Here is a 22,212-nt window from a genome sequence, read left to right on the forward strand (position 1 = left end):
TTCTCTTCTTTATTTCCCTACTTCTCTATTATACGTTTTTGTCTTGAGAGAAACATCCATCTAAAGTCCGAGATTTTTCTAGGTCATTCTTCCTATAACTCTATTGATTAGAGTTATCCTAAAAGAGTAAGGCTAGGACATCACACTACGCGTCACATCCAGCCTCACTCTTTTAGTACCTATCACTTATTATCTAAACATCGTCTGAGAGCTTTTGCTAACACTTTTGGATCACGATTGTAAGGTGTCACCGGAATGATTTCCTTATCAATATCAAATAACGTATAGACAGCTATTCTCGCAGCTCGTACAGAATATTCTTCTGTAAAGACCATATCTTTCGGAATTTCCACAAATTGACTGACCATCGCAAAATTCGTACTATTTTCTGGAACAACTTGCGGACGATCTGTCATTTTACGTGGTTGGAACTGTGCGTCAATATAAGGCATGTAAGCTGGAATCACATTCACTACATCTTTGATGATTTCATCCCAATCCGCTTGCCACCCCATTTGGCAAATCCATTCGTATAAAATCTCTTCCCCAGTACAATCACGCATTGGTTTTTTCACGTAATCACCGACTTTATCTGTGTAAATACCATAGCCCCAGAAAATAGTCGTATCAGGGTCTTGATTTTTAAAATGAGGTTGCGCCGCCACAACGGTACTCATCAACCAACTTGAATCTTTTAACGTCATTAAAGCACCTGATCCAGGAATGTTGCCAGAAAATTCTTCAATTCGTTTTAATAATTTGTCCCCACGACAAGTGACAGTAAAGCTTTCCCAATTTGTTTCAGCTTCGTTTCCAAAGAATGGTTCAGGATTCCCTAAGCCAGCTTTTTTCTTCGCAATATTGCGCCATAGACGTGCAGAACGAGATTCTTCTGTAACAACTGGCGCTGGTGTGCTCCAATCCCCTTCTGTCGAACTATCTGTCATCGTTCCGTTAGTCATGATTACCACGTCTTCTGCGTTTAGTTCGATTGTTTCTCCATCGCCAAGTTTCAACGCCGTTACGGTAATTTCAGCGCCTGGTTCAAATTCTAAATCAACCACATCTTCATTTAGCGTAAAGTCTACCCCATGTTTTTCTAAAAATGCTTTCAATGGTAAAATCACGCTATCGTATTGGTTTAGCGGTGTTCGAGTAACCCCTTCTAAGGTATCAATACGAGAAAATTCTAAAATCATTCGATTCATGTAACGACGTAATTCAAACGCACTGCTCCATTTTTGGAACGCGAATGTTGTTTGCCACATATACCAGAAATTTGTTTCAAAGAAATGCGGACCAAACCACTCTTCAATCGTTACGTCATCTAAGCTTTCCTCAGATGCCGCTAATAGTTTTGTCATCGCTAGACGATCTTCGTTATCAAAGCCCATTGTATGAGCATCAAGGATTTCTTGATTTTTTGTCACTAAACGAGCTTGTGCATGCGTCGGATGTAAATGATCAAAATTCAAAATCTCTTCTGTCACACTATGATTGGGCCATTCAAGTGAAGGAATACTGTCGAACAATTCCCAGAAATTTTCATAAGTTTCTTCATTTAGCATCCGACCACCACGCGCGACGAAGCCTTTGTCATTCGTACCGATCCCGTCATTACTTCCACCAAGAATTTTCATGCCTTCGATCACATGGATGTTCTTTCCACTAAAATTAGCATCTCGTATTAAGTAAACCGCTGCCGCCATAGTTGCAATACCACCGCCAATCAGATAAACCTGTTTGTCTCCGTAATAACGGCTATTGATTTCTTCTTCTACTTCAGCAGCAGTTGTTGCTTTTTTTTCAGCAGATACTTTTTTAGCAAGGTAAGCCGCACCTAATGCACTTGCGGCAGCTAATCCAATATGTCTTTTTTTCATGAAAATCCCCCCGATTCAATTTATGAACCTAGCGTACAATGCTTTCATGTAAATGTCTTGTGATAGCCTTTCCATTCCGTCTTCTTTTTAGACACTATGGACAATTTGTCACAACAGTTCATTTTCCTGGGCATAGAGACGGTAAGAGAAAAATTCAGTATCTTTAGCCAAACGGAATAACTGTGTCGCGATTTCTAGTGGTGATTCTTTGTAACTACCGAGAATCCAATCAATCAAGACACCGCTACAGCCATATGAAAAGAATCGGGCATAAAATACTTTGTCTTCTGGCAGCAATTGGTTTTCTTTATCCATTTGATCAAATAAATTAATGAACAGTTTATTCGTTATCGCTGAAAAGCATGTTCTTAAGATATCTGAATCAGAACTGACCGTATTATAGTAAAAATCACTTTTGGCTTGAATCGCTTTTAGCATTTTCAAAGCTTGCTCTTCCCAATTGTCGATAGACACATCTGGTGAATCTAGATAAATCAATGCATCGTGTGTGTAAATCCAGCGCAAAAGATCTTGTTTGTCGGTAAAATGATAATAAAACGTTTGACGATTTAAGCCAACTTCTTTGGTGATATCTTGAACGCTGATTTTATTGAATAACTTTCTATCGCATAATTCAATCAATGCCGATGAAATAGCTTTTTTGGTTATTTGTGATTCACTCATGTTTTTTTCCTCACTTTTTTTAGATAGCTTCATCATACCAAAAAATGAAAGGAAAATATAAGGTTTTGAGGGATTTTTATGGATTGTTAATGGTTGGTCCTCGTAGAAAATGGCTTTTAATGGATGGTATTTCGTTTTTTCTAAGAGAGCTGTTCAGAAATGGTTCATACTCATACAGAGTTTTTAATCAATATACTTTCTATACTGGCTGTGGGGATATGTGTACAATGACCCATTTCAAAAGATTGAAAGCAAACGGTCCAACAGTTCCTGCCATACACAAGCTTTTTAACCCATCTATTCGTTTCTGTACCAATTTGAAGGAAACTACTATACAATCAGTTCAGTTATATATTTATTCTGATAAAGTGGCTGCTAATGAAGAAATGGGACCAAATCTCACTATGTTTTATTAAAATTAAGGAGAAAACTATGACTGAACATGACTTTAAAAATGCTACTAAAATAGATACCACTGATTTAGTTAGAAATACAATGAAACCTGACCCTTCGCAAAATGGCAGTCCAATCCCCTTTCAAAGTGGTTATTCCGAATATGAAGCAAGAAAAGGGACTCAAAGTAGTAGTGAGATTATGACTTTTTACTTCTTAGGTATTTTCTTTTCTATAATAGCTTATTACGGCTTGATTAATTTATCTATTTTAAACGGAGAATGGCAGAATGACGGAATTAAGGTTGCCATAGTTATTTTTTCAACAATAGCTGTCAGTTTTATTGTATCGAAAATTTTGATCATATTCGTCAAAAAACTAAAAAAGAAATTTTTACCATAATCGATCCTTTTAAGAAAAAAATAGCCGGTTGAAAATTTTCTCAATTTTCAACCGGCTATTTTTGTTAACGGAGCTTATTTGCTGACCTCACCATAGTTTAAAATGCTTTGATTTCATTGAACGGAAACAACTGCGTGGTCACTTTACCAAGGAAACGCTTTTCCGCAACCAATCCGTAATGTCGGCTATCCGTCGCATAGGGTCGGTTATCCCCCAATACGAAATAATACCCCTCTGGAATCACAATCGGTTGTTGCTCAAGATCTTCCGTATAATCACGTCCATTTTTTTGACTTTCATTGATTTCGTCTACCAAAAATTTTTCGTCCACTGGTTGCTCATTCACAAACAACGTATCCTGAGTATATCGGATTGTCTCTCCTGGTAATCCGATGATTCGTCGAATCTGCGGGTCTCCTTCGCCGACTGTGTATGCGACTAAGTCAAATCGGCGAAACGTTGTTTTTTTTTGAATTAATACCTTGTCTCCTTCACGCAATGTCGGAACCATACTATAGCCGCGAACTGTTAGGATGCTGATGAAGAAGACACTTACCCCTATAGCTATTACGCTAACTAAAGTCACTGCTAGAAAGAATTCTTTTATCTGCCACCCGCGTCTGCGCCGCTTTTTCTTAGAGACTCGCTTGTCTCTTGAAGGACTACGTCTTTTCCCACTAGATGGTATATGGGTGTTACGACTAACTTTGGTCGTGTTCTTTCTTTTAGGTATCGGACGTTGTTTCATCGTTTCTCACTCCATTTATTTCTCTTGTGAGAAGGCAGACTCATCCACATTATAATAAGCGAATGCTGCTTTTTCATACGTCTCTACCTTTTTGATGTCTTCTAAAAAATCGTTGACAACAGCGGCATTGCCATAAAAATTTTTGGTTTGAGTACTGGCATTCATCCCTAATTGTTTGACGGCATTATAATAGCGATTCAATGTCAACTGCCCTTCTTGTGAATTAGACGTACTTGCCGTTTTCGATCCGTAACTTGCCATTGCGGTAGCAAGATACCGAATATTTTTTTGCATTTTTTCTTCGTCATCGCCCTTTTCTTTAGCAATCGTGATCTGTTCTTCAAAATCACGCAAGAGATAATACCCTTTAACGACAGAATCCGAATCATCTGTTGTCAAATTCATTGATTGATAGTAGGAAAGATAGCCAGATGCTCCACCAAATAGAACCGTTACTACCAATAGAACAAGATAATATCTAAGGCTTCGTTTCCTCTTATTTATCAACTTTTGACGTTTGCGCGCTATAAAACGTCGTTTTTTCTTATTTTTTATTCGTCTGACTGGTAGCCGGCGAATCTGCTGCGATGTTCGTAAGATCTGTACCAAAAAATAGGCGGATCCTAGGAGTGCAACGATCGTTAGTGCGATACCTGTAACGAAAATCCAATCTACGATAGACACTCTCTTCAGCTCCTATACTCCATTAATTCTTTGGCTTCTTTCGTTTGTTGCTTGTCGGTTCAGTTACTTGTTTTTTCTTTTTTTTACGTGCTTTTTTGGCTATGTCCTCTTTGGTTTGTTTCTTTTTTCGAAGAAAACGTAGAAGAATAAAGAGCAGAATGATCAATATTAGAAAGGCTGCAACGATTAGTAGAATCAATTTCCAGTCTAATCCTTTTTCTTGAACCAGACCTACATCGCGTTCATTAAATTTGTTGGCATCCTCATCTGTAATCTTAAACTCTTTTTTCCATGTCCATTTTTTTTTCCCTGAAGTAACTAGGATATCCGCTTCATAATCGCCTGGAACCATTCGCTCTCCATTCATACTGACTGGAAAATCAATAAATGAGTTTGGTGCCATCCGCATCGCTGTTTGTTTGCGTTCGTATAATACCGTTTCCTTTCCTTTTTCTGTAATTTGTACTTCAACAGTCATATTATTTAAATACGTGGCCATCACATTAGAAAAATTGACGAAAATTGCATTACGATAATTGCTTTGCCCAGCTTTGACGTTGTTTAGAGTCAAATCAGGATCTATCTTGGTCTCAGTTTCTTGTAAAACCATCCCAATAACATAGGCATATTGATTGATGATTTTCGAGCCCCCACCGCCTGTTGCGGCATTTGTTTGGCCAGCACGCATCAACTGAACACCCCCAGCTATAACGCCATCATAGCCGGTTTCTGGCATAGCCACCGTCAATTCTAAGTTTTTGGTTTCTCCTGGCGCTAGATCGACAGATTCTGGTGCTTTTACTAGATCTGTAAAGTCAAATTTTAGAGACGGATCATTTTTGATTGTAGATTCCCCATATTCAATGACCCCATTTTGATTGGTTTTTGCTCCATTGACTTTCACATCAATGGTCACTTTTTCATCACTGGGATTGCTTAAGGCAATTGCTAATTTTTGGTGCTGTCCTGGCGTCATTTTTAATTGATAATAGCCTAATTCTTTATCTACTTGATTGTCAGGAAAAGTGATACTGTAAGTAAAACCTGTAGCACCTGCTGGATTCTCAGCAGCGGAATAACTAGGAACTGCTTTTAAAAAAAAGAGCCCAATAACCACGACACTCAAGAAAATACTTACCCAATGTTTTGTAGATACTATATGTGATTTCATAACTAACCTCGTTTATTCTAAAGTATTTTTTCTATGTACGCAGAGGAACAAGTTACACTTGTTCCTCTACAAAAATCGAAGAGCCTGCTTATGCTTCTGGTGTTTCTTCTTCAGCTGGTGCAGCAGTAATTTTCCAAGTGACTGTTGCAGTATAATTTGTTGCTGCCATGTTTGAAGCTGTAGCTGCTGGGACAGTTAATTTCACTGAATTCGCATCAGTACCTGCGACACCCGCAGTTGAATTTTCACTTTGACCAAATTCCATTGCATAACGACCTTTACCTTCTTTTTTATCTTTGCTTGCCGTTACGATTGTTTTTGCATCGTTCGCTGTTTCCGTTAGTTGAAAAGCAGTTTGTGCGCTTGATGGTACTGTATTTGTATTGTCGCCTTGTGCCGCAAGTAATCCGTTACTGAAATCAATTGTTGACCCTGTCAATACGTTTGTTCCTGTACTATCTTTGAATTGGCTTGATAATTGAGCGGTCACTGTATAACCGTATGTTCCTCCCGCACGAACATCTGCCCATTGTACGTATGCGCCACGCTTTTTCGCACCACTTTCAAAACTCATTGGTTTCGCAAAACTTGTTACAGTATTCGCTGATGTTTTAATTGTTCCAAAGTCTAAATTTGTTGTTTTTTCAATCACTAGGGAACCAGTATCTGGGTTTGTATTTTCTCCTGGAGAGTCTGGATCTGGAGTTGGTAATGTTTGATCAGGATTTTCTGGATCGACCGTTCCTTGGTCACCACCACCGGCTGTTCCTTCTTCTACAGTTACATTTCCTGTTGAACTTAATTCTGTTGGTGCCGCCAAAGCAGGGGATGCCGTTCCTACCACCGCTACTCCTAAGATTGCTGCTAATGTTGTTGTACAAAGACTTCTTGCTTTCATATTGTTTTTCCTCCTAAAATGTGTGTAATCTATTAAGGCAACTTGGCTAATATCCAAGTTAACTCCGTTTGATATTCGACCGGATAAATAACCGTCGACTCTGGTACAGTTAAAGTGATTGCTGAATTATGATAGACCGGTTTGTTGTAAGTACGGTCTATTACTGGTTTACCTGAAGCATCCACTACAGGGCTCAAGGTATGTGGTTGATTATTCGTATTGGTATCTGACGCTCCAAATGCGATGGTCCAAACCCCTTTTCCGCTGCCAGCTCGCGCTGTCGCTACTTCATAGGCTGAACCGATAGAATTCAACGCAATCGTTTCACGCGTCACCGTTGGTGCTTCGCTAGTGCCGCTAGAATTCGCCCATCCTTTATCTAAGGAAAGAACGGCTCCTTTGAGTTCTTGTTCCTTTTTATTTTGAATAATCTGATTGGTAAACTGTGTTTCTTGTTTAACTTGTAGTGTCCAACCAGAGGAATCCGCTTGTTGATCCGTAATTTGGATATAACTACCTCTAGGTCCAGTTTCTCCAAAAAACTGTTGTGCTAATGCATTGTACTTACGCGTACCTTTACTGATTTTGCTTTCGCCAAAATCCAGAGATGATGCATAGTCGATACGTAGTGGTCCTTCTGTAGACGGACCTGGTCCTGGATCAATAGGTACTCCTGGATTTTCAGGGTCGATTGGATTCGTCACTACGCTCCCTTCAACTGAAACAGTTCCAGATTGATTTAACGATGCAGGTGTTGCGTTAGCAGTCAAATTGAACGTACTGCTGAAAAGCACGATAATTAGTACCATACTGAGTAAAAAAGTTTGTTTTGTTACGCTCATTCCCGCTCCTCCTTCCTACGCTTCCGTAAAAAGAGTAAGAGAAGGAATAAAAGGATCATACCGCCTAAAATCAAACTGTACGTTCGAATTTGTTCCCCAGTACTAGGAAAGTTCCCAATGGGTTTAATCGGCTTCGCTGTGCTTGATTCCACTGGAGCAGAGCTGCTGGGTTCAGTCACTTCTTCATAAAAAGAAATCTTACCTGTCGTACTGACTTGACCGCCAGTCCCCTCTTTAGCTTGGACAATGGGTCCAGAAACTATTGTACCCACCCATAGAAGCAGAGAACAGCCGAACAAGATAATGCGTGAATAGTTCATTTCCCTCTCTCCTTTTATGGTTGTCCAGCCATCACTTTCCATGTAATGACGCCGACATAATCTCCCGTATATACCGTATCAGAGGAATTGATTTGAAGTTTTATCCCGTCTGTATCAGATGTTTTACCCCAACCATCGCTGATGGCATAACTACCCGCTGTACCTTTAGTATTAGTGTAAATCACCTGTGCATCCTGAGATAATATTGTTTCTTTGCCTTGATTCATATAGCGCAAGGCATTAATCAATTCTTGTCCTTCACTATTGCGCATTGGTGTAGATAAAGATGCGGTCATACGCCAACCATTTTTAGAATCTGCTCGTGTATCCGTTACGACTAATTGCTCGTCAAAAGACGGATCTTCCACGCGTTTAGTCCTTGCATCGTATGTCAAGGTTCCAAAATCAAGGGCATTGGGCACGGATGTCAGACTTAAGACTCCTTGCAGCTTGTACTGTACAGTAACTGCCGTATTATCGATTGTGATTGCGTTCTCGTTGGCTGGACGTTCCGCGATGTCATACCCTGCAGCGGTGACATTTTCTACTTGGGTTTGAACGGCATCATTTGTCGTTAAGTCTACGGTATTGCCTACTATCGTATTGATAGTTACTGTGTAACCTGAAAGCACTTGATTCGCTTCATTCACAAATTCAACACGTAATACAGCATCCATGTCAACAACCGTCACATTGATCGTTATTGAGATATCTGTTGCTAATCCTGAATCTGCTGCTTTCACCGTCAATGTTACCGGATATGCTTTAGGTCGAAGATTTTCAGTCTCATTCAATCCACCAAAATCAGTTACTTTTATTAAAGAACTGATATCTGTTTTCTGCCCATCACTAATTTTATACGCCGTTGATTGACTATGCTCAAGGATATAGCTTTTTAATTGATCATCGGATAAGTCACGAATGTCCTTATACGGTGCATTAAAATCAGAACCGTCTATCACTTTATTCACTGTAAGTTTTGATACGATGGTCGTCTCATTGCCTGCTTCATCGAATAAATCCACTTTCACTGTATGTTCGCCAATTTGACTCATAAAGCCATCGACCATTGATTGTGGTGTTTCAGCATTAAATGCATACGTGAAGTTTTGTGGCGTTGGATTGGAATCAGTCGGATTTTTTACGAATTTATCTGCTGTTGGTGTTGGGCCGTTCAACGCAACCTGATAGTTGACAGATTCTCCTTCGGGCGGTGTTTTATCTGCGACCGTTTGAAGTGCATAGCTGTCTTTACCATCTAACCAAGCGTATGCTTTGATTTTTTGGCCTGCTTTTAACGTTACACTACTTGGTAAATCAAATGTAAATTTCCCATTATTATCGGCGATCGTATTAAATTTACGGGTATCTCCTTCTATAGGAGAGGTAACAGTAGGTGTTGTCAATAGTACATCTGTACTTGGATCACTTTCGTCCGTTACAAGATAAAAGAGCATCAATGCATTATTATTGACCGTTCCCGTTAGTTTTTGTCCACTTTCCAGTGTCTTATTGTCGCTTGGTTGGTCAAATCCTACAAGAACATCTGGAATATAGTCGTATACGATTCTAGAAAAGTTCTCTGTCCGATAATTATCTACAAAGCTTTTCTGAATAGCGTTAGTAATACTATTTCCTACTACACTTGTTGTAGTAGTACCATTGTACTTGATTGACATACCATACATTGGTGTCCAATGGAAAGTTGGCGTTGCTTGGCTAGCATCTGCTTTACTCCAAGCAGAAACCTCTTGGATATCCGCAGTAAACGTACCTGGATTTGTCATATTAATCAGATTTACGTTAGTATTGCCACGTGAGTCCAAATCGATTTTTTGTGCGTTTGAAAACTGGAATGTCGTGTTACTACCAAAATCCAACATATTCCTTACGCCTGTACCCTCTTTTATCACAGACTCAAATGTTCCTTTATCACCAATGATAAAGGATGACCCACTTCCACCATAAATCATTGAACTGGTAGAGGCCCCTTCATTAGTAGAGATGAATTTCGTCACACCTTGGTCTTTTACTTGGAATTTCGATCCCGTTGAAAGATCCAAAAGACGACCAGTTCCTCCGTTTTTGTTCAAGACGAGACTCCCTTTTTGGGCGACATCAAATTTGGCATTTTGCCCCATCGAGATAACCGGTGCTCCAGTGGTCATTTGATTGGCATTGATGACCATCTCTGCATTATCTCCCACATTGATTGCTGAATTTTGTTGAAGCATGAATCCTGCACGAGAATTAGTGTTACTGATTGGTCCATTGATCGTTACATTGAAGTTACTACTGTCTTCAAGATTGATACTCGTCGTCCATTGCGATGTTGCTGCCTGATAACCCAAACGAACTGGTACACGTGTCGTTCCATCAGCCGTTTCAACATTTAGATTAGCATTTTTCCCAACGTCGATTTTTCCATTTCTTTGTACACTGATGACGGACGGAATACTTCCTCCATTTGTTTGCCAAGAGTTGGTTTCCCCTGTATTGCCTAATGTACGAATCGTGGCGGTGGCATTCTCTTCAAGTGTTAATGACGGTTGAATAGTAGCGACCGTATCCCAGTCAGAATACCAACTACCTAAAATCACACCGTCTCCGTTTTCTGCTTCAATAGTCGTATCTGTATTAGAGGCAAACACTAGGGTGTGTGACTCCAAACCAGATTGGTTTGTATCAGCCATATTTCGGACTGTCCCATTATAGGATGTATACTGAGTAGCTTTCGATTTAATCACATTTTTCCCTTCAAAGCGCAGAACAGCTTGGAAAGAAGCGGTCAATTGTGATCCAGTATAATTTACATTGCGGTACGTAATACTTGAACCATAGGCATTTCGATCCCACATTGTCACTGGTCCATAGTAGTGTCCGCCATATAGGTCAACGTTATCGACCACTGCTTTGTGCACGATGGATGTATTCGTGCCCCATCTATAGGAATAGCCTATAAAATCGAGCGAATAGCCATTCCCTAGTAATACATAATTGGGCCGATTGTCTGAAAGATTGCGGTCTGCTCTACCAGTCGCCGTATTTGTCATAGAACTTTGCACATCAACGATTGTTACCGTATTGCTCATTAGAGCAGCATCTAATTGACTCCAATTACTTACCTTTGCAACATTTCCAATGTATACGATGACGTCACTACTCAACGCACTACCTGTTCCTGACTGAGTCTCCGGTACTGTTAGCGTTAAATGAAATTCTTGCAAATCATTCGATGAAACGGTCTCTAGTCCCTTTAAGTCAGATACTTGGATACTGTCTGTGACATCCACTACAGATCCCCCGGATAACCCATATGCTTTGGCACCTGTCTCTTTGAGAATCATTTGTTTGATTGCGGCAATATCGCCATTGTAACCTTGGATATCTGTCATCGTTTTTGCTATATTTTTAGCAACAATTCCCGTACCATTCGCAGTAAGTTCATAGGCTTCAATATTTTCCATTCTTGGTTGAATTGGTTCTTTCATACTCTGTTCGGAATCTATCGTTGTATCGTTTTCCTTAGACATACTTGTTTCAGATGATTTTATAGCTGCAGACATTTCTGTAGTTGACTGAGTCATTTCATCTGCTTTAATCAGTGGCGCACCTAAATATAGATACACACATAATGATGTAATCAAACCCACTAGAAAAAAAATAGTTTTTTTTCTTTTCATTTTATTCCTCCTCTCTTATGTACGACATGGTTTCTTCTAAAAAAATAGTATCACCCCCCTTACATAAAAAAACATGTCTCCTGAAATACTCTCTATTTAATCAAATTCCCGGAACACATAGACGTTCAATATCTGTTTTATCAAGAGTTATTCAAGCGAAACATATATCCTTTTGATCGGATTGTCGCAATAGAACAGGTATCGTTCTTTCCTATTTTATTCCTTATATGGCATACAATATTGGCTATACGTGAAATGTTAAATTCCTTTCCCGGCCACAACGATTTTGCTAGGGTGCTGTATAATACAGTAGTATTTGGTTTTTCATAGAGTAATGACAACACCTTGTACTCGTTTCGAGTCAACTCTTTCTCTACTTCATTTACAACTACAGACTGATTTAGTTCATTCAGTTGAATTACTCGTGATGTCTCTTTCTCTTTTTTTGACTTCTCCTTATATTTATTTCCTAATCGAACGAACGTATTCTCTATACTCATTGATAGATACGTAAAGGTTTCTGGCATAGCTATCACATTTGTCGCACCTATACTCATCATAATTTTTTTCTCTGTTTCAAGTGGTACTTCGGAGAACACCCAAATGAAAACCGCTGGATTGATTCGACAAGCAATTATCCAGTCAATAACTTGACTTAATTGCTCTGTCGTTCCCATTGGAATCACTACGCCATCTAAGTAAGCGAGCTGTTCTTTGTCTTTCACTTCAATAAGATCATAGAGGTTATTCTTACACTCATGTGTCCATTTATCAGTTAAATTTGTTTGGCCTACAATGCCTAAATGAAGCATGTCTTCCTCTTCCTTTCTATATGTCATCTTTTTAATTATTTGTTGGTAAACAAACAAGTCCTTTTAATTCCAATTTCAACTAAATTATAGTTATATAGAAGAGACGTTTGAAAAAGATTTCCTCGTTTTTTTTATACTACGTAAATAACCATTAAGCCCTCCAGATATACTACTTTGTGCCTACTTGTGACGATGATTGACGGCGTATAAATAAAAGTGACGACAACTAACTAGACTCTATTCGAGTAGAGTCTAGTATCTTTCATTATCTATTTAAAAATTCCACACTTGAAGAAAGCGTTTACATTCGTTTGTTTTACTTATTTATAAATGATTAGTATTTTTTACTTTTTATTGCAATGCTTTACTCATATTTGTGATAACTTTTATTCGACTTTCGACCATAGAATCGGCGTAAATATCCAATGTTGTTTTTGTAGACGTATGACCCAACAAACGGCTCAGCGACACAATATCTGAGCTTGTTTCTATACAACGTGTCGCAAACGTATGTCTTAACTGATGAAAATGAAGATGCTCAAATCCGCATTGTTTTCGTATTTTATGGAAATAGTAGGTCAGTAAGCGAGGTTCACTCGGCAGTTCACTATTGGAGCATACATAACTCCCAGGCGCCTTCTTTTTCCACTTTTTTAGGTATTTATATAACGTTGTGCTAATAGGGATCACTCGATTAGAACTTTCTGTTTTTGAACTATCCATGAGCAGTTGCGTTTTTTTTATTCCACCTTCTAACGATACGCGTTGAAAGGTTTGAGTTATATGAATCATTCGCTGCTTCAAATCTATATCAGTCCAACGTAATGCTGCAATTTCCCCTATTCTTAGTCCTGTATTCAGAGCCAATAAAACAGATAATCCTTTGTATAAGGGAAGCCCCTTCGCACAACTTTCTAGCACATGTTGTTCCTTTTTTGTCATAGCACGTACACGTACTTGTCTTTTTTTTGGTAATCGAATTTTTGTACAGGGCGTTTGCTTTAAATAGTTTTGTTCTGTCGCATCTTTTAATGTTTTTTTTACTAGTTGGTACAAAACATGGATGGTTGAAGCTTTGAGACCGTACTGAAGCCAACTATTCACAAGATTTTGAACAGTTTCGTGCGTTAATTGATTCAATGGACAGTTTCCGATTGACGGGAGTATGTATTTCTTTAACTTATAGAGATAGGTTGTATAGGTAGATACTTTAACGGTAGATTGTTGTTGGGAAAGCCAGATAAGAGTCCATTCTTCATAAGAAAAGCCACTTTCTCCTTGTTGCTGAATGAGCGCATGATAATGCAATTTGTAGGTATAGAGACGGTATTTAACATCTGCATATGTTTGCCCATAAATATAGCCATACTTCAATTGACCATTCTTTTTTCGTCCTTTTTTATAACGCCCTTCCCAGCGTCCATCTTTTCGCTTATAAATATTTTCACCTTTACGTGCCATAATATTCATCCTTTCTAAATTGACGGCTTATTTGACGTTCAATAAAAAGTGTAATTATCTAGTTAAAAACTCTTCTTTTTTGAAAAAAGTAAGAAGAAAATTAAAAAAAGGGTTGTTTTTAATCATTTAACAGATATAATAATAATAGAAAATAAATAGTTTCCTCTTATAAAGAGTATCCATTATCCTTTTTTTTGATTTAAAACAAATAAAAACTCTTTTGTGGGTTCCAATGCATAGTATTTACACTTATTTACGTAGTATAAAAAAAACGAAGAACATATCAATCGTACATACTCAACAAAAAGGGAGTTGGTTATCAGGCTGTAGATAACGTTGTCTTCCGTAAGAAAACAAGCTTTAAATTAAGTAGTTTTTCTAAATCTTCGAAGGAGCCTGGGACATAACTAAAAAGGTTATGTTTCAGGCTCCTTCGAAGAACAGACGAAAAGCCAACAATAAGCACTATTTTCGTTAATTTCTTTGATTCTCTGTCTCATAGAACGAATACTAAACAAGTATTGATTGATCATGTTCACTGTATCAACACTGGGACAAGAACAAGCCGAATACATAGATTCTACAATGAGGTGAATGAAATCAAACTAAATTGTAGCGTCAATCTTTTAGTCCAAGATCATCAAGCGTTAACCTAGCGGATTGGTTTCTTCCTTCAACAAATTGTTTTTTCATCATTAGAATCACTTCCAAAATAGTTTATATAAATTAGTATAAAAAAACTGTAGATAAACTCCTAATGTAGGAGTCTGTCTACAGTCTGAAGGGTGTGGGACGAAAGTAAATCACTTTTGTTTCACACCCTAAATGCGAATAAACGGTGTGGGCAGAAGCAATCTCTTCTGTCCAGCCTATTTTTTATAGAGTTCTATTAACGAATACTTTTACAATTTACTTTCAGTTACAGGGTCTTTCACTAAATTAGATCCCCATAAACCAGCTAGGGAAGTGATGATCATCCCAAGAACCATAGCTACAAAGCCCCAGATAGACGCTTTTGCTACTGTATTTGAAGCATCTTCCGCAGTTTGTCTAGCTTCTTTGATATTTTTATCCAAGTCTTCTTTTGCATCTTCTAGACTTGTTTTAGCATTTTCGATTTGTGTTTGTGTTTCTTTAGACGCTTTTTGTAGTTCATTATAGATATTATCTGTTGCTTGTTCGGCTTCTTCTTGCGATAAATCTGTATTTTTTGCTACTGCGTTTGCGATTGCTGGGCGATCAACTGAATCACCGATTTTTTTCGCTTTTGCTTCTAAAGAATCTGCAGTATCTTTGAAGATTTTATCAGAGTTATCAGGATTTTTGATGATTTCTTTTCCAGCATCCGTGATTTCATCTGTCGCTTCTTTCATTTGATCTTTCAAATAATCTGGTTGTATTTCTTTTACGTCAGTATCAGATAAGACTTTTTTAACTTGTCCTTGAAGTTCTGTCGTATCCACTGATTGAACCCCATCTGTCACTTTATCAAATCCTTTACTGATCGCATCAGATGTGCCTGAAGCTACAGTTTCCACAGTGCTGCCAGTTGCTGAAGCGATATTCCCAAATAGAGAACCTATTGCTGAAAATGCTCCGATTGCTGTATAAGATAGGATAGCCAATAATACCAAGACACTTGTTGCCCATGTTAGAAAACCATGAACTAAGCCTACTCTGCGTGCTGCTACCCCTGCAATAAATCCACTACAAAATAATGAAAGAACAAATGTCACCACTGTCCAAATAATAAGGCCCATTCCTACACCATCTAACGGATTATCCGCTGTTGGCTTAACAATACCAAAACCAATTGCTGAACCAATTAAACTTAAGGTAAAGAAAATCGCAAAGAAGGAAACTAGACCTGCTATGATTGCCCCCCAAGAGATATTTACCCCTGCTTCATCTTGTGTCGTTAAGTACGATACAAACCCTTTTTTTCTCGTATTCTTTTCCATAATTTCCATCCTTTCGTTTATTATTTTTACTAATTGGTACACTATCAACTATAAAAGCTTAAAATATTTTGTGCAAATGATATGATTTTTTTTCTAATCAAACACTCACTTCTTCTGTGACAAGGTATATCATTTGCATCTAATGCAAAAAAATGTTAGGCCATACCAACTATTGGTATAGCTCTAACATGATATGTTCGATGATAATAATAGTATGTTAGTGTGCTAAAGTCCCCAAAATAACACCTATAAAAATCAACCAGTCAAAAGCGATATGAATGATTGTACCCGCCCAGATTGAATTTGTTTTTAATGTCGCCCATGTAAAAGGGATGCGAGTCAACCCAATCACAACCAAGCATTGGAACCAATTCCAATCATACGTTGATAAATGTAGTGACCCAAACATAAGACTTGTTAAAATAACTGAACCAATGATAGCTGTTTTTCGTTCAACTTTATACTGCAGTGCTATATGAACTAGTAAAATCAGTGGAATCGTCGTAATGATTTCCTCTCCTGCAAGCATGAATAACGTTTTACCTAATAAAGTAAGCGCCGGTACCAAGCCATGACTAAATTCATCTACGATTGGATTAGCAGCAGTCGGCTGTCCAATCGCTCCGGCTAAAACGTTTGCCAAGAGAGCCGTTACCCAACTTAAAACGTATGCAATCATTATAATTTTAACTGATCCTTTTTTTAGTGGGGAATAAAGTTGTTTAATGCCTTCCACACCATACATCAAGTACATTCCTACTAATCCTGCAACGAGAATCATACAAAAATTCAAAATAAATGCCGTGTTCAATAATGAATAAAACGCACCTCCTAATAATAATAACGAAACAATTGCTGGAACTAATTTTACTTTTCGATCAAATAATTCTTGCATTTTCTCCACGCCCTTAAGGTTATTTTCTTTTAGTATAGTTTTTATCTTTGTAGCAAACAAATGATTCGCCTAGTTTACAAGCAAATCACTTCCGCTGTTTAGATAATAATCACTTTTCATGTTTTTAATTGATTTAGTCTCATATATAAGACCTGACGGAATCCAACCTTTTGATACCTGTAGAAAAACAAGCTAAACTAGCTTTAGGAGGTGCTGAATAAAGGAAAAATTATGGGCTAACTGTCAGACAAATTCGTTTAAATAAAGGATATAGTCAAAAAGAAGTATATAACGAGATCATAACAAAATCCTATGCTATTGAATTTGAACAAGGAAAGCATGATATATCACTCTTTTTATTTATGCAGATTTTAGACCGCTTAATGGTAGATAGCGACGAATTTTTTTATATTCATAATGAGTATCAATTACGGGAAGAAAATGAATATATCAACAATTTTTCTCACGCGGCCAATCGCCATGATATTCAAGCTTTAGAAAAAATGTACCAAACCCAATTGCACCTCACCGACCCTACTGCTTTGACCCTTGTACGTCAGGCAGAACTACGTTTAAGAATCCAGTCTCTCAGCTATTTTGAGAGCCATAAAAATTTTTAGAATTGGCAGGGCAATCCTGAAGATATCCAAATCCTTAGTCATTATTTGATGAATGTTCAAAGTTGGTCATTACAAGAAATTCTCTTATTTAGCAACAATGCTGATATGTTTAACCAAGAACAGCAACTTTTCTTTTTTAAGCTACTACTAAAATCCCTCCCTCACTACCAATCATACGATCGAGCAGTCCCAGTCTACGCGTCTCTACTCGCGAACCTATTGCCAACATTGTTTCGTAAACAAGAATGGGCTGACATTTCACAGGCATTAGGTTGGTTGGAAGAACTGAGTAAAGAATTTACCAGCAGCTTTTTTCGAATCGTCTTTCTCTATTACAGTGGACTCTTTGCTATTTGTCAGGGAGACACTATCGCTGGAGAAAAAAAGTTCTTTGGGCATTGAATACATTGAAGATACTTGACCAAGCAAATATTGCAGCCGAACTAGAAGCTTTCTTTATGACCCTAAAAAGATAGGAGAAAGAACATCGTGGAATCAAGTCTACTCACAAAGTTTAGTTACTCTTATAATAAAAACTAAAAAAATGAGGGAGGAACAAAAGTAACAAGCACCTCTGTTCCCCCTCATTATTCTTGATAATACGATTCATAACCAAAATGTTCATAGGCTAATACGGTTGCGATTCGACCTCTTGGCGTACGCTTGATAAATCCTTTTTGAATTAAATACGGTTCATACATATCCTCTACCGTTTCAGTTTCTTCACTGATATTGACCGCTATTGTGCTTAATCCGACAGGACCACCGCCGTATAATTCAATCATTGTTTTTAATAATTTTTGATCGACATAATCCAATCCTTGATGATCAACTTGCAATAAGGTCAATGCTTGGTCTGCAATTTCACGGTTGATCGTGCCATTCGACTGTACTTGGGCAAAATCACGGACACGTTTTAGTAAGCGATTCGCGATTCGCGGTGTGCCACGAGAACGTCGTGCAATTTCAAAAGCGCCTTCTTCTACGATCTCCGTTCGGAAAATATCAGCTGAACGTAATACGATTTCTTTTAAATCTTGTGTTTCATAATATTCCATATGTGAAATAATGCCAAAGCGATCACGAAGTGGCGCAGATAACATCCCAGCTCTTGTCGTGGCTCCTATCAAGGTAAACGGAGGTAATGGAAAATGAACTGGATGAGCTGTTGTTCCTTGTCCCACCATGATATCTACATAAAAATCTTCCATTGCAGAATACAACATTTCTTCTACTACACGAGGTAAGCGATGGATTTCATCAATAAATAAAACGTCTCCTGGTTCTAATTCGTTTAATATCGCGACTAAGTCCCCTGCTCGCTCAATTGCTGGTCCACTCGTCGTTCGGATATTAACATGCATTTCGTTGGCGATCACCATTGCCATCGTCGTCTTACCCAGCCCAGGTGGACCGTATAAAAGCGTATGGTCTAAGGCTTCTTCCCGATTGCGAGCAGCTTCGATATAAATCGTAAGCTCTTGCTTGACTTTGTCTTGCCCAATGTATTGTTCGAGAAATTGCGGACGTAGCGACTTTTCCAAGGACTCTTCCCCTTCACTTGTTTGAGCGGAAAGTAGTCTTTCATCTTCTGTCATAACGATTCCTCCTTAGCGTTTCATCATAAATTTCAATGCATTGCGCAAGTATTCATCTGTCGCTTGTGTACCTAATTCTTCCAATTTCGGCGTGATACGTTTGATTTCTTTTTCACTATAACCTAACGCACTCAACGCTTCTAATGCTTCTGTCAGCGACTGATTTGCTGATGGCGTATTTGGTGTTTTAGCCATCGCTTCAACAGCAGCATCTGACGTTTCTAGCTCTCCTAATTTCCCTTTAAGATCAAGTACCATTTGTTGTGCAGTCTTTTTACCCACACCAGGAAATTTTGTTAGATAAGCAGCATCTTCACTCTCGATCGCATTGATCAACCCACCGTGATCTTCTGAAGCCATGATTGCTAAACCACTTTTAGGTCCGATTCCTGAGACACTAATCAACTTTAAAAAGAGTTGTTTTTCATCTAAATCACTGAACCCATATAAAGAGTGGGCATCTTCACGAATGACTTGATGGACATAAATTTTAGTTTGCTGATCCGTTTTTCCAGAATAAAGATAGGGATTTCCTACAGAAATTTGATAGCCAATTCCATTTGTTTCTACTACAATATAATATGGACTGATAAACGTCACTTTACCAATAATATACTCGTACATAATTTCACCTTTCTTGAAACCTTGCTTGCGCATCACACGCACATATGTTTCTATTTTAGCACAGATTAAAGGAAATCAGTAGCTTGAAAAAAAGCATCTTATTTAACTATAAAAAAACCAATACGAACTATGCTTCCATTCGTACTGGTCATATGATGAGGTAGGGGTATATCTCTACGAGTTACACCTTCGCCCTCTTTTACTTTTTATTCAGAAATGTAAGTCCATTTATAATCGTATCGCGCACCAGCTCCGTGAGCTACTACGCCTTGGACTTTTTTACTACGCATGTGTGCTTCTGCTTTTTGATAGACTGGTGCAACGCCCATCTCGTTCATCAATAGTTTTTCGGCCTCTACCATATCTGTCCAGCGTTTTTCTGGATCAGAGGCGTCTTTACTACCTGAAGCTTTGACTAATTCATCGTATGTTTCATTTGAGTAGCGCCCTCTGTTATATGAACCACCTGTTACAAATAAATCAGTGAAACTGCTTGGGTCTGCATAATCAGCTCCCCAACCGCCCATGATCACTTCAAAGTCACCATTTTTACCGCGATCTAATCGAACGGTAAAGGGCACATTTGTAACGGTCACGTCTACACCATCAAGTGTTTCTTTCACTGCGCCTTGGATATATTCTAGTACTTTTTTGGTAGAATCAGTATCATCACCCACGATATCAAATTTGAATGAATCAATGCCTAATTCTTGTTTTGCTTTTTCCCAGTATTCTTTGGCTTTTTTGGTGTCATGTGTCAACACATTTTTATTTTCATCCGCAAAGTCTTTATTGCTTGTGGGTGAGAATGACATTCCAGCTGGTACAAGACCAGTAGAAGCAATCGAACCATCTCCTAAGATTCGGTCAACTAATGCATCGCGGTCGATTGAATAAGAAATTGCTTTACGTAAGTTTTCATTGTGGTACGGTGAATTCGCATCTCTTTGATTGAATTCAAGATAAGACGTTCTAGCATCTTTTTCAATCACAAGTTCTGGATCATCCGCCATTTGTTTTGCTAATTCTCCACTTAAAATGACATCGTCTGCTTGACCATCTTGGAATAGATTTAATGATGTAGGTGCTTCTTTAACCACTGTTACTTCAATTTTATCTAACTTAACTGCGTCTTTATCCCAATATTGATCATTTTTTGTATACGACCATTCGGTGTCTGTTCCAGGTCCGTCAAAATCAGTTAACGTAAATGGGCCGTTATAAACGGATGCGTCGCTAGTTGTTGCATAGTCTTTGCCTTTTTCTTCGACGATTTTTTTATTTTGTGGGAAAAAGGATGGGAAGGCCAATAAATAATCAAAGTATGGCGTTTCTTGTTCTAACGTTACTTCTAATTCATGATCCCCAATTGCTTTGATCCCTAACTCATCCAAGCTTTTCTTACCAGCAGAAACATCGGTACCGTTTTTAACTAATTCAAACATATAAGCATATTCTGCTGCTGTTTTAGGATCTGCTGTTCGTTGCCAACCATAGACATAATCTGCCGCTACCACAGGATCACCATTTGACCATTTAGCGTCTTCTCTAAGTTTAAATGTATAGGTCAATCCATCATCACTTTTCTTTGCCAACTCAACTGCACCAGCTGGCTGTGGTTTACTTTTATCATCTAAACGATATAACCCTTCATAAACATTGTTCAAAGCTGAAAAACTAATTGTATTGGTTGCAACTGATAAATCTGCACTTGGCATTTCTTGTTGGACTACTAATTTAAAAAGCTGTTCCCCACTCGCTTTTTTACTATCGTTACTACTATCTGCAGAATCAGTCTTACCACCGCAAGCTGCCAAAACTAGAGTAGACAGCATCATCACACTGATTAATTTCCTCATATTTACTTTTTTCATTTTATTCTCCTCAATAAATAATTATTTTCTTTCCTAATTCTAATTTTCGGAATGTTTTCATAATACTAGAAATTAAGGCAAATAGCAATTGTTTTATGAAGGAAATAAAAAAAGCCTATTTAAGCAATTTTAATCTGCTTAGATAGGCTTTCCTATTATTTAAATAAGGTTTGATAGTCCCCGTAGCCTGCCTTTTCTAGCTCGTCTACCGGAATAAACCGTAAAGCTGCTGCATTGATACAATAGCGTAAACCACCTTGCTCTTGTGGCCCATCTGTAAAAACATGGCCTAAATGGGAATCGGCTTCTTTACTCCGTACTTCAACACGACGCATTCCTAAAGAAAAATCTGAATTTTCTTTGACACCTTGTTTTTCAATTGGCTTAGTAAAAGCTGGCCAACCGCAGCCTGCATCATATTTATCTGTTGAACTGAAAAGTGGTTCGCCACTGACCACATCAACATAAATCCCCTCTTGGTAAAAGTCATCATATTTACCAGTAAAAGGTCGTTCAGTTGCATTTTCCTGCGTTACGGCATATTCGATATCGGATAGCTTTTCTTTCAACTCTTCTTTTGATGGTTTTTCCATGACAAATCACACCCTTACTTTTTAGTTAGTCCTATCATAGCATTATTAAGAAAAAAACACTCATTT

The 22,212-nt window shown here is 38.2% G+C and carries 18 protein-coding genes and 1 pseudogene; 2 read left to right on the plus strand and 17 right to left on the minus strand.

Translation table 11 applies throughout. The features are described 5' to 3' along the window. Positions 1 to 189: 189 nt before the first annotated feature. Together AC1PU0_RS15480 and AC1PU0_RS15485 are read right to left on the minus strand one after the other, a co-directional pair. Positions 190 to 1,883 (minus strand): annotated as a pseudogene (locus tag AC1PU0_RS15480) (oleate hydratase). A gap of 108 nt (positions 1,884 to 1,991) precedes the next feature. Then, positions 1,992 to 2,567, minus strand: coding sequence for a TetR/AcrR family transcriptional regulator (locus tag AC1PU0_RS15485; RefSeq protein ID WP_069654936.1), 576 nt, complete (start codon positions 2,565 to 2,567; stop codon positions 1,992 to 1,994). Positions 2,568 to 2,999: 432 nt separating this feature from the next. On the opposite strand from AC1PU0_RS15485, the gene AC1PU0_RS15490 reads away from it, so the two are divergent. After that, positions 3,000 to 3,362, plus strand: coding sequence for a hypothetical protein (locus tag AC1PU0_RS15490; protein WP_206836921.1), 363 nt, complete (start codon positions 3,000 to 3,002; stop codon positions 3,360 to 3,362). A 97-nt stretch (positions 3,363 to 3,459) separates the two neighbouring features. Here AC1PU0_RS15490 and lepB read toward each other — a convergent pair whose 3' ends face one another. The 11 genes from lepB to AC1PU0_RS15545 form a co-directional block, all read right to left on the minus strand. Next, entirely contained in the window at positions 3,460 to 4,110 is a 651-nt protein-coding gene (lepB, locus tag AC1PU0_RS15495; protein ID WP_206850171.1) for a signal peptidase I, read from the minus strand. Positions 4,111 to 4,125: 15 nt separating this feature from the next. Further along, the gene (locus AC1PU0_RS15500) at positions 4,126 to 4,794 is read right to left on the minus strand and encodes a hypothetical protein (protein WP_206850168.1); all 669 of its coding nucleotides are present in this window, start codon (positions 4,792 to 4,794) and stop codon (positions 4,126 to 4,128) included. 22 nt (positions 4,795 to 4,816) lie between these two features. Further along, complete coding sequence (locus AC1PU0_RS15505; protein WP_479998555.1) at positions 4,817 to 5,965, minus strand: WxLIP family cell surface protein; 1,149 nt, start codon at positions 5,963 to 5,965, stop codon at positions 4,817 to 4,819. A gap of 88 nt (positions 5,966 to 6,053) precedes the next feature. Then, complete coding sequence (locus AC1PU0_RS15510) at positions 6,054 to 6,863, minus strand: WxL domain-containing protein (protein WP_479998556.1); 810 nt, start codon at positions 6,861 to 6,863, stop codon at positions 6,054 to 6,056. A 32-nt stretch (positions 6,864 to 6,895) separates the two neighbouring features. Then, a complete protein-coding gene (locus tag AC1PU0_RS15515) occupies positions 6,896 to 7,705 on the minus strand; it encodes a WxL domain-containing protein (RefSeq protein ID WP_069640336.1) in 810 nt (269 codons plus the stop codon). After that, entirely contained in the window at positions 7,702 to 8,025 is a 324-nt protein-coding gene (locus AC1PU0_RS15520) for an LPXTG cell wall anchor domain-containing protein (protein WP_479998557.1), read from the minus strand. Before AC1PU0_RS15520 ends, AC1PU0_RS15515 begins: the two co-directional genes overlap by 4 nt. A gap of 14 nt (positions 8,026 to 8,039) precedes the next feature. Continuing rightward, positions 8,040 to 11,708, minus strand: a complete 3,669-nt coding sequence (locus AC1PU0_RS15525) for a pectate lyase-like adhesive domain-containing protein (protein ID WP_479998558.1) — start codon at positions 11,706 to 11,708, stop codon at positions 8,040 to 8,042. Positions 11,709 to 11,848: 140 nt separating this feature from the next. Then, positions 11,849 to 12,520, minus strand: a complete 672-nt coding sequence (locus AC1PU0_RS15530) for a winged helix-turn-helix domain-containing protein (protein ID WP_069640339.1) — start codon at positions 12,518 to 12,520, stop codon at positions 11,849 to 11,851. Positions 12,521 to 12,871: 351 nt separating this feature from the next. Further along, positions 12,872 to 13,981 carry a tyrosine-type recombinase/integrase gene (locus AC1PU0_RS15535; RefSeq protein ID WP_206850802.1) on the minus strand — a complete coding sequence of 370 codons (1,110 nt, stop codon included), beginning with the start codon at positions 13,979 to 13,981 and terminating at the stop codon, positions 12,872 to 12,874. A gap of 902 nt (positions 13,982 to 14,883) precedes the next feature. After that, a complete protein-coding gene (locus AC1PU0_RS15540; protein WP_206848938.1) occupies positions 14,884 to 15,942 on the minus strand; it encodes a hypothetical protein in 1,059 nt (352 codons plus the stop codon). Between the two features lie 217 nt (positions 15,943 to 16,159). Further along, complete coding sequence (locus AC1PU0_RS15545; RefSeq protein ID WP_206848937.1) at positions 16,160 to 16,837, minus strand: CPBP family intramembrane glutamic endopeptidase; 678 nt, start codon at positions 16,835 to 16,837, stop codon at positions 16,160 to 16,162. Positions 16,838 to 17,505: 668 nt separating this feature from the next. Here AC1PU0_RS15545 and AC1PU0_RS15550 point away from each other — a divergent pair. Beyond that, positions 17,506 to 17,859 (plus strand): Rgg family transcriptional regulator, encoded by a 354-nt coding sequence (locus tag AC1PU0_RS15550; RefSeq protein ID WP_242596529.1) that lies wholly within the window; start codon positions 17,506 to 17,508, stop codon positions 17,857 to 17,859. Between the two features lie 185 nt (positions 17,860 to 18,044). On the opposite strand, the gene ruvB is transcribed toward AC1PU0_RS15550, so the two are convergent. From ruvB to msrB, 4 genes are all read right to left on the minus strand, one after another. Then, entirely contained in the window at positions 18,045 to 19,055 is a 1,011-nt protein-coding gene (gene ruvB, locus AC1PU0_RS15555; protein ID WP_111246847.1) for a Holliday junction branch migration DNA helicase RuvB, read from the minus strand. Positions 19,056 to 19,067: 12 nt separating this feature from the next. Continuing rightward, the gene (gene ruvA, locus AC1PU0_RS15560; protein WP_206848936.1) at positions 19,068 to 19,679 is read right to left on the minus strand and encodes a Holliday junction branch migration protein RuvA; all 612 of its coding nucleotides are present in this window, start codon (positions 19,677 to 19,679) and stop codon (positions 19,068 to 19,070) included. A gap of 206 nt (positions 19,680 to 19,885) precedes the next feature. Beyond that, on the minus strand, positions 19,886 to 21,553 hold the full coding sequence (locus tag AC1PU0_RS15565) for a peptide ABC transporter substrate-binding protein (protein ID WP_206848935.1): 1,668 nt from the start codon (positions 21,551 to 21,553) through the stop codon (positions 19,886 to 19,888). Positions 21,554 to 21,708: 155 nt separating this feature from the next. Beyond that, entirely contained in the window at positions 21,709 to 22,146 is a 438-nt protein-coding gene (gene msrB / locus AC1PU0_RS15570) for a peptide-methionine (R)-S-oxide reductase MsrB (RefSeq protein ID WP_069653409.1), read from the minus strand. Positions 22,147 to 22,212: the final 66 nt, after the last annotated feature.

It is taken from the genome of Enterococcus sp. XAF26B05_ASV22 (assembly GCF_056727285.1).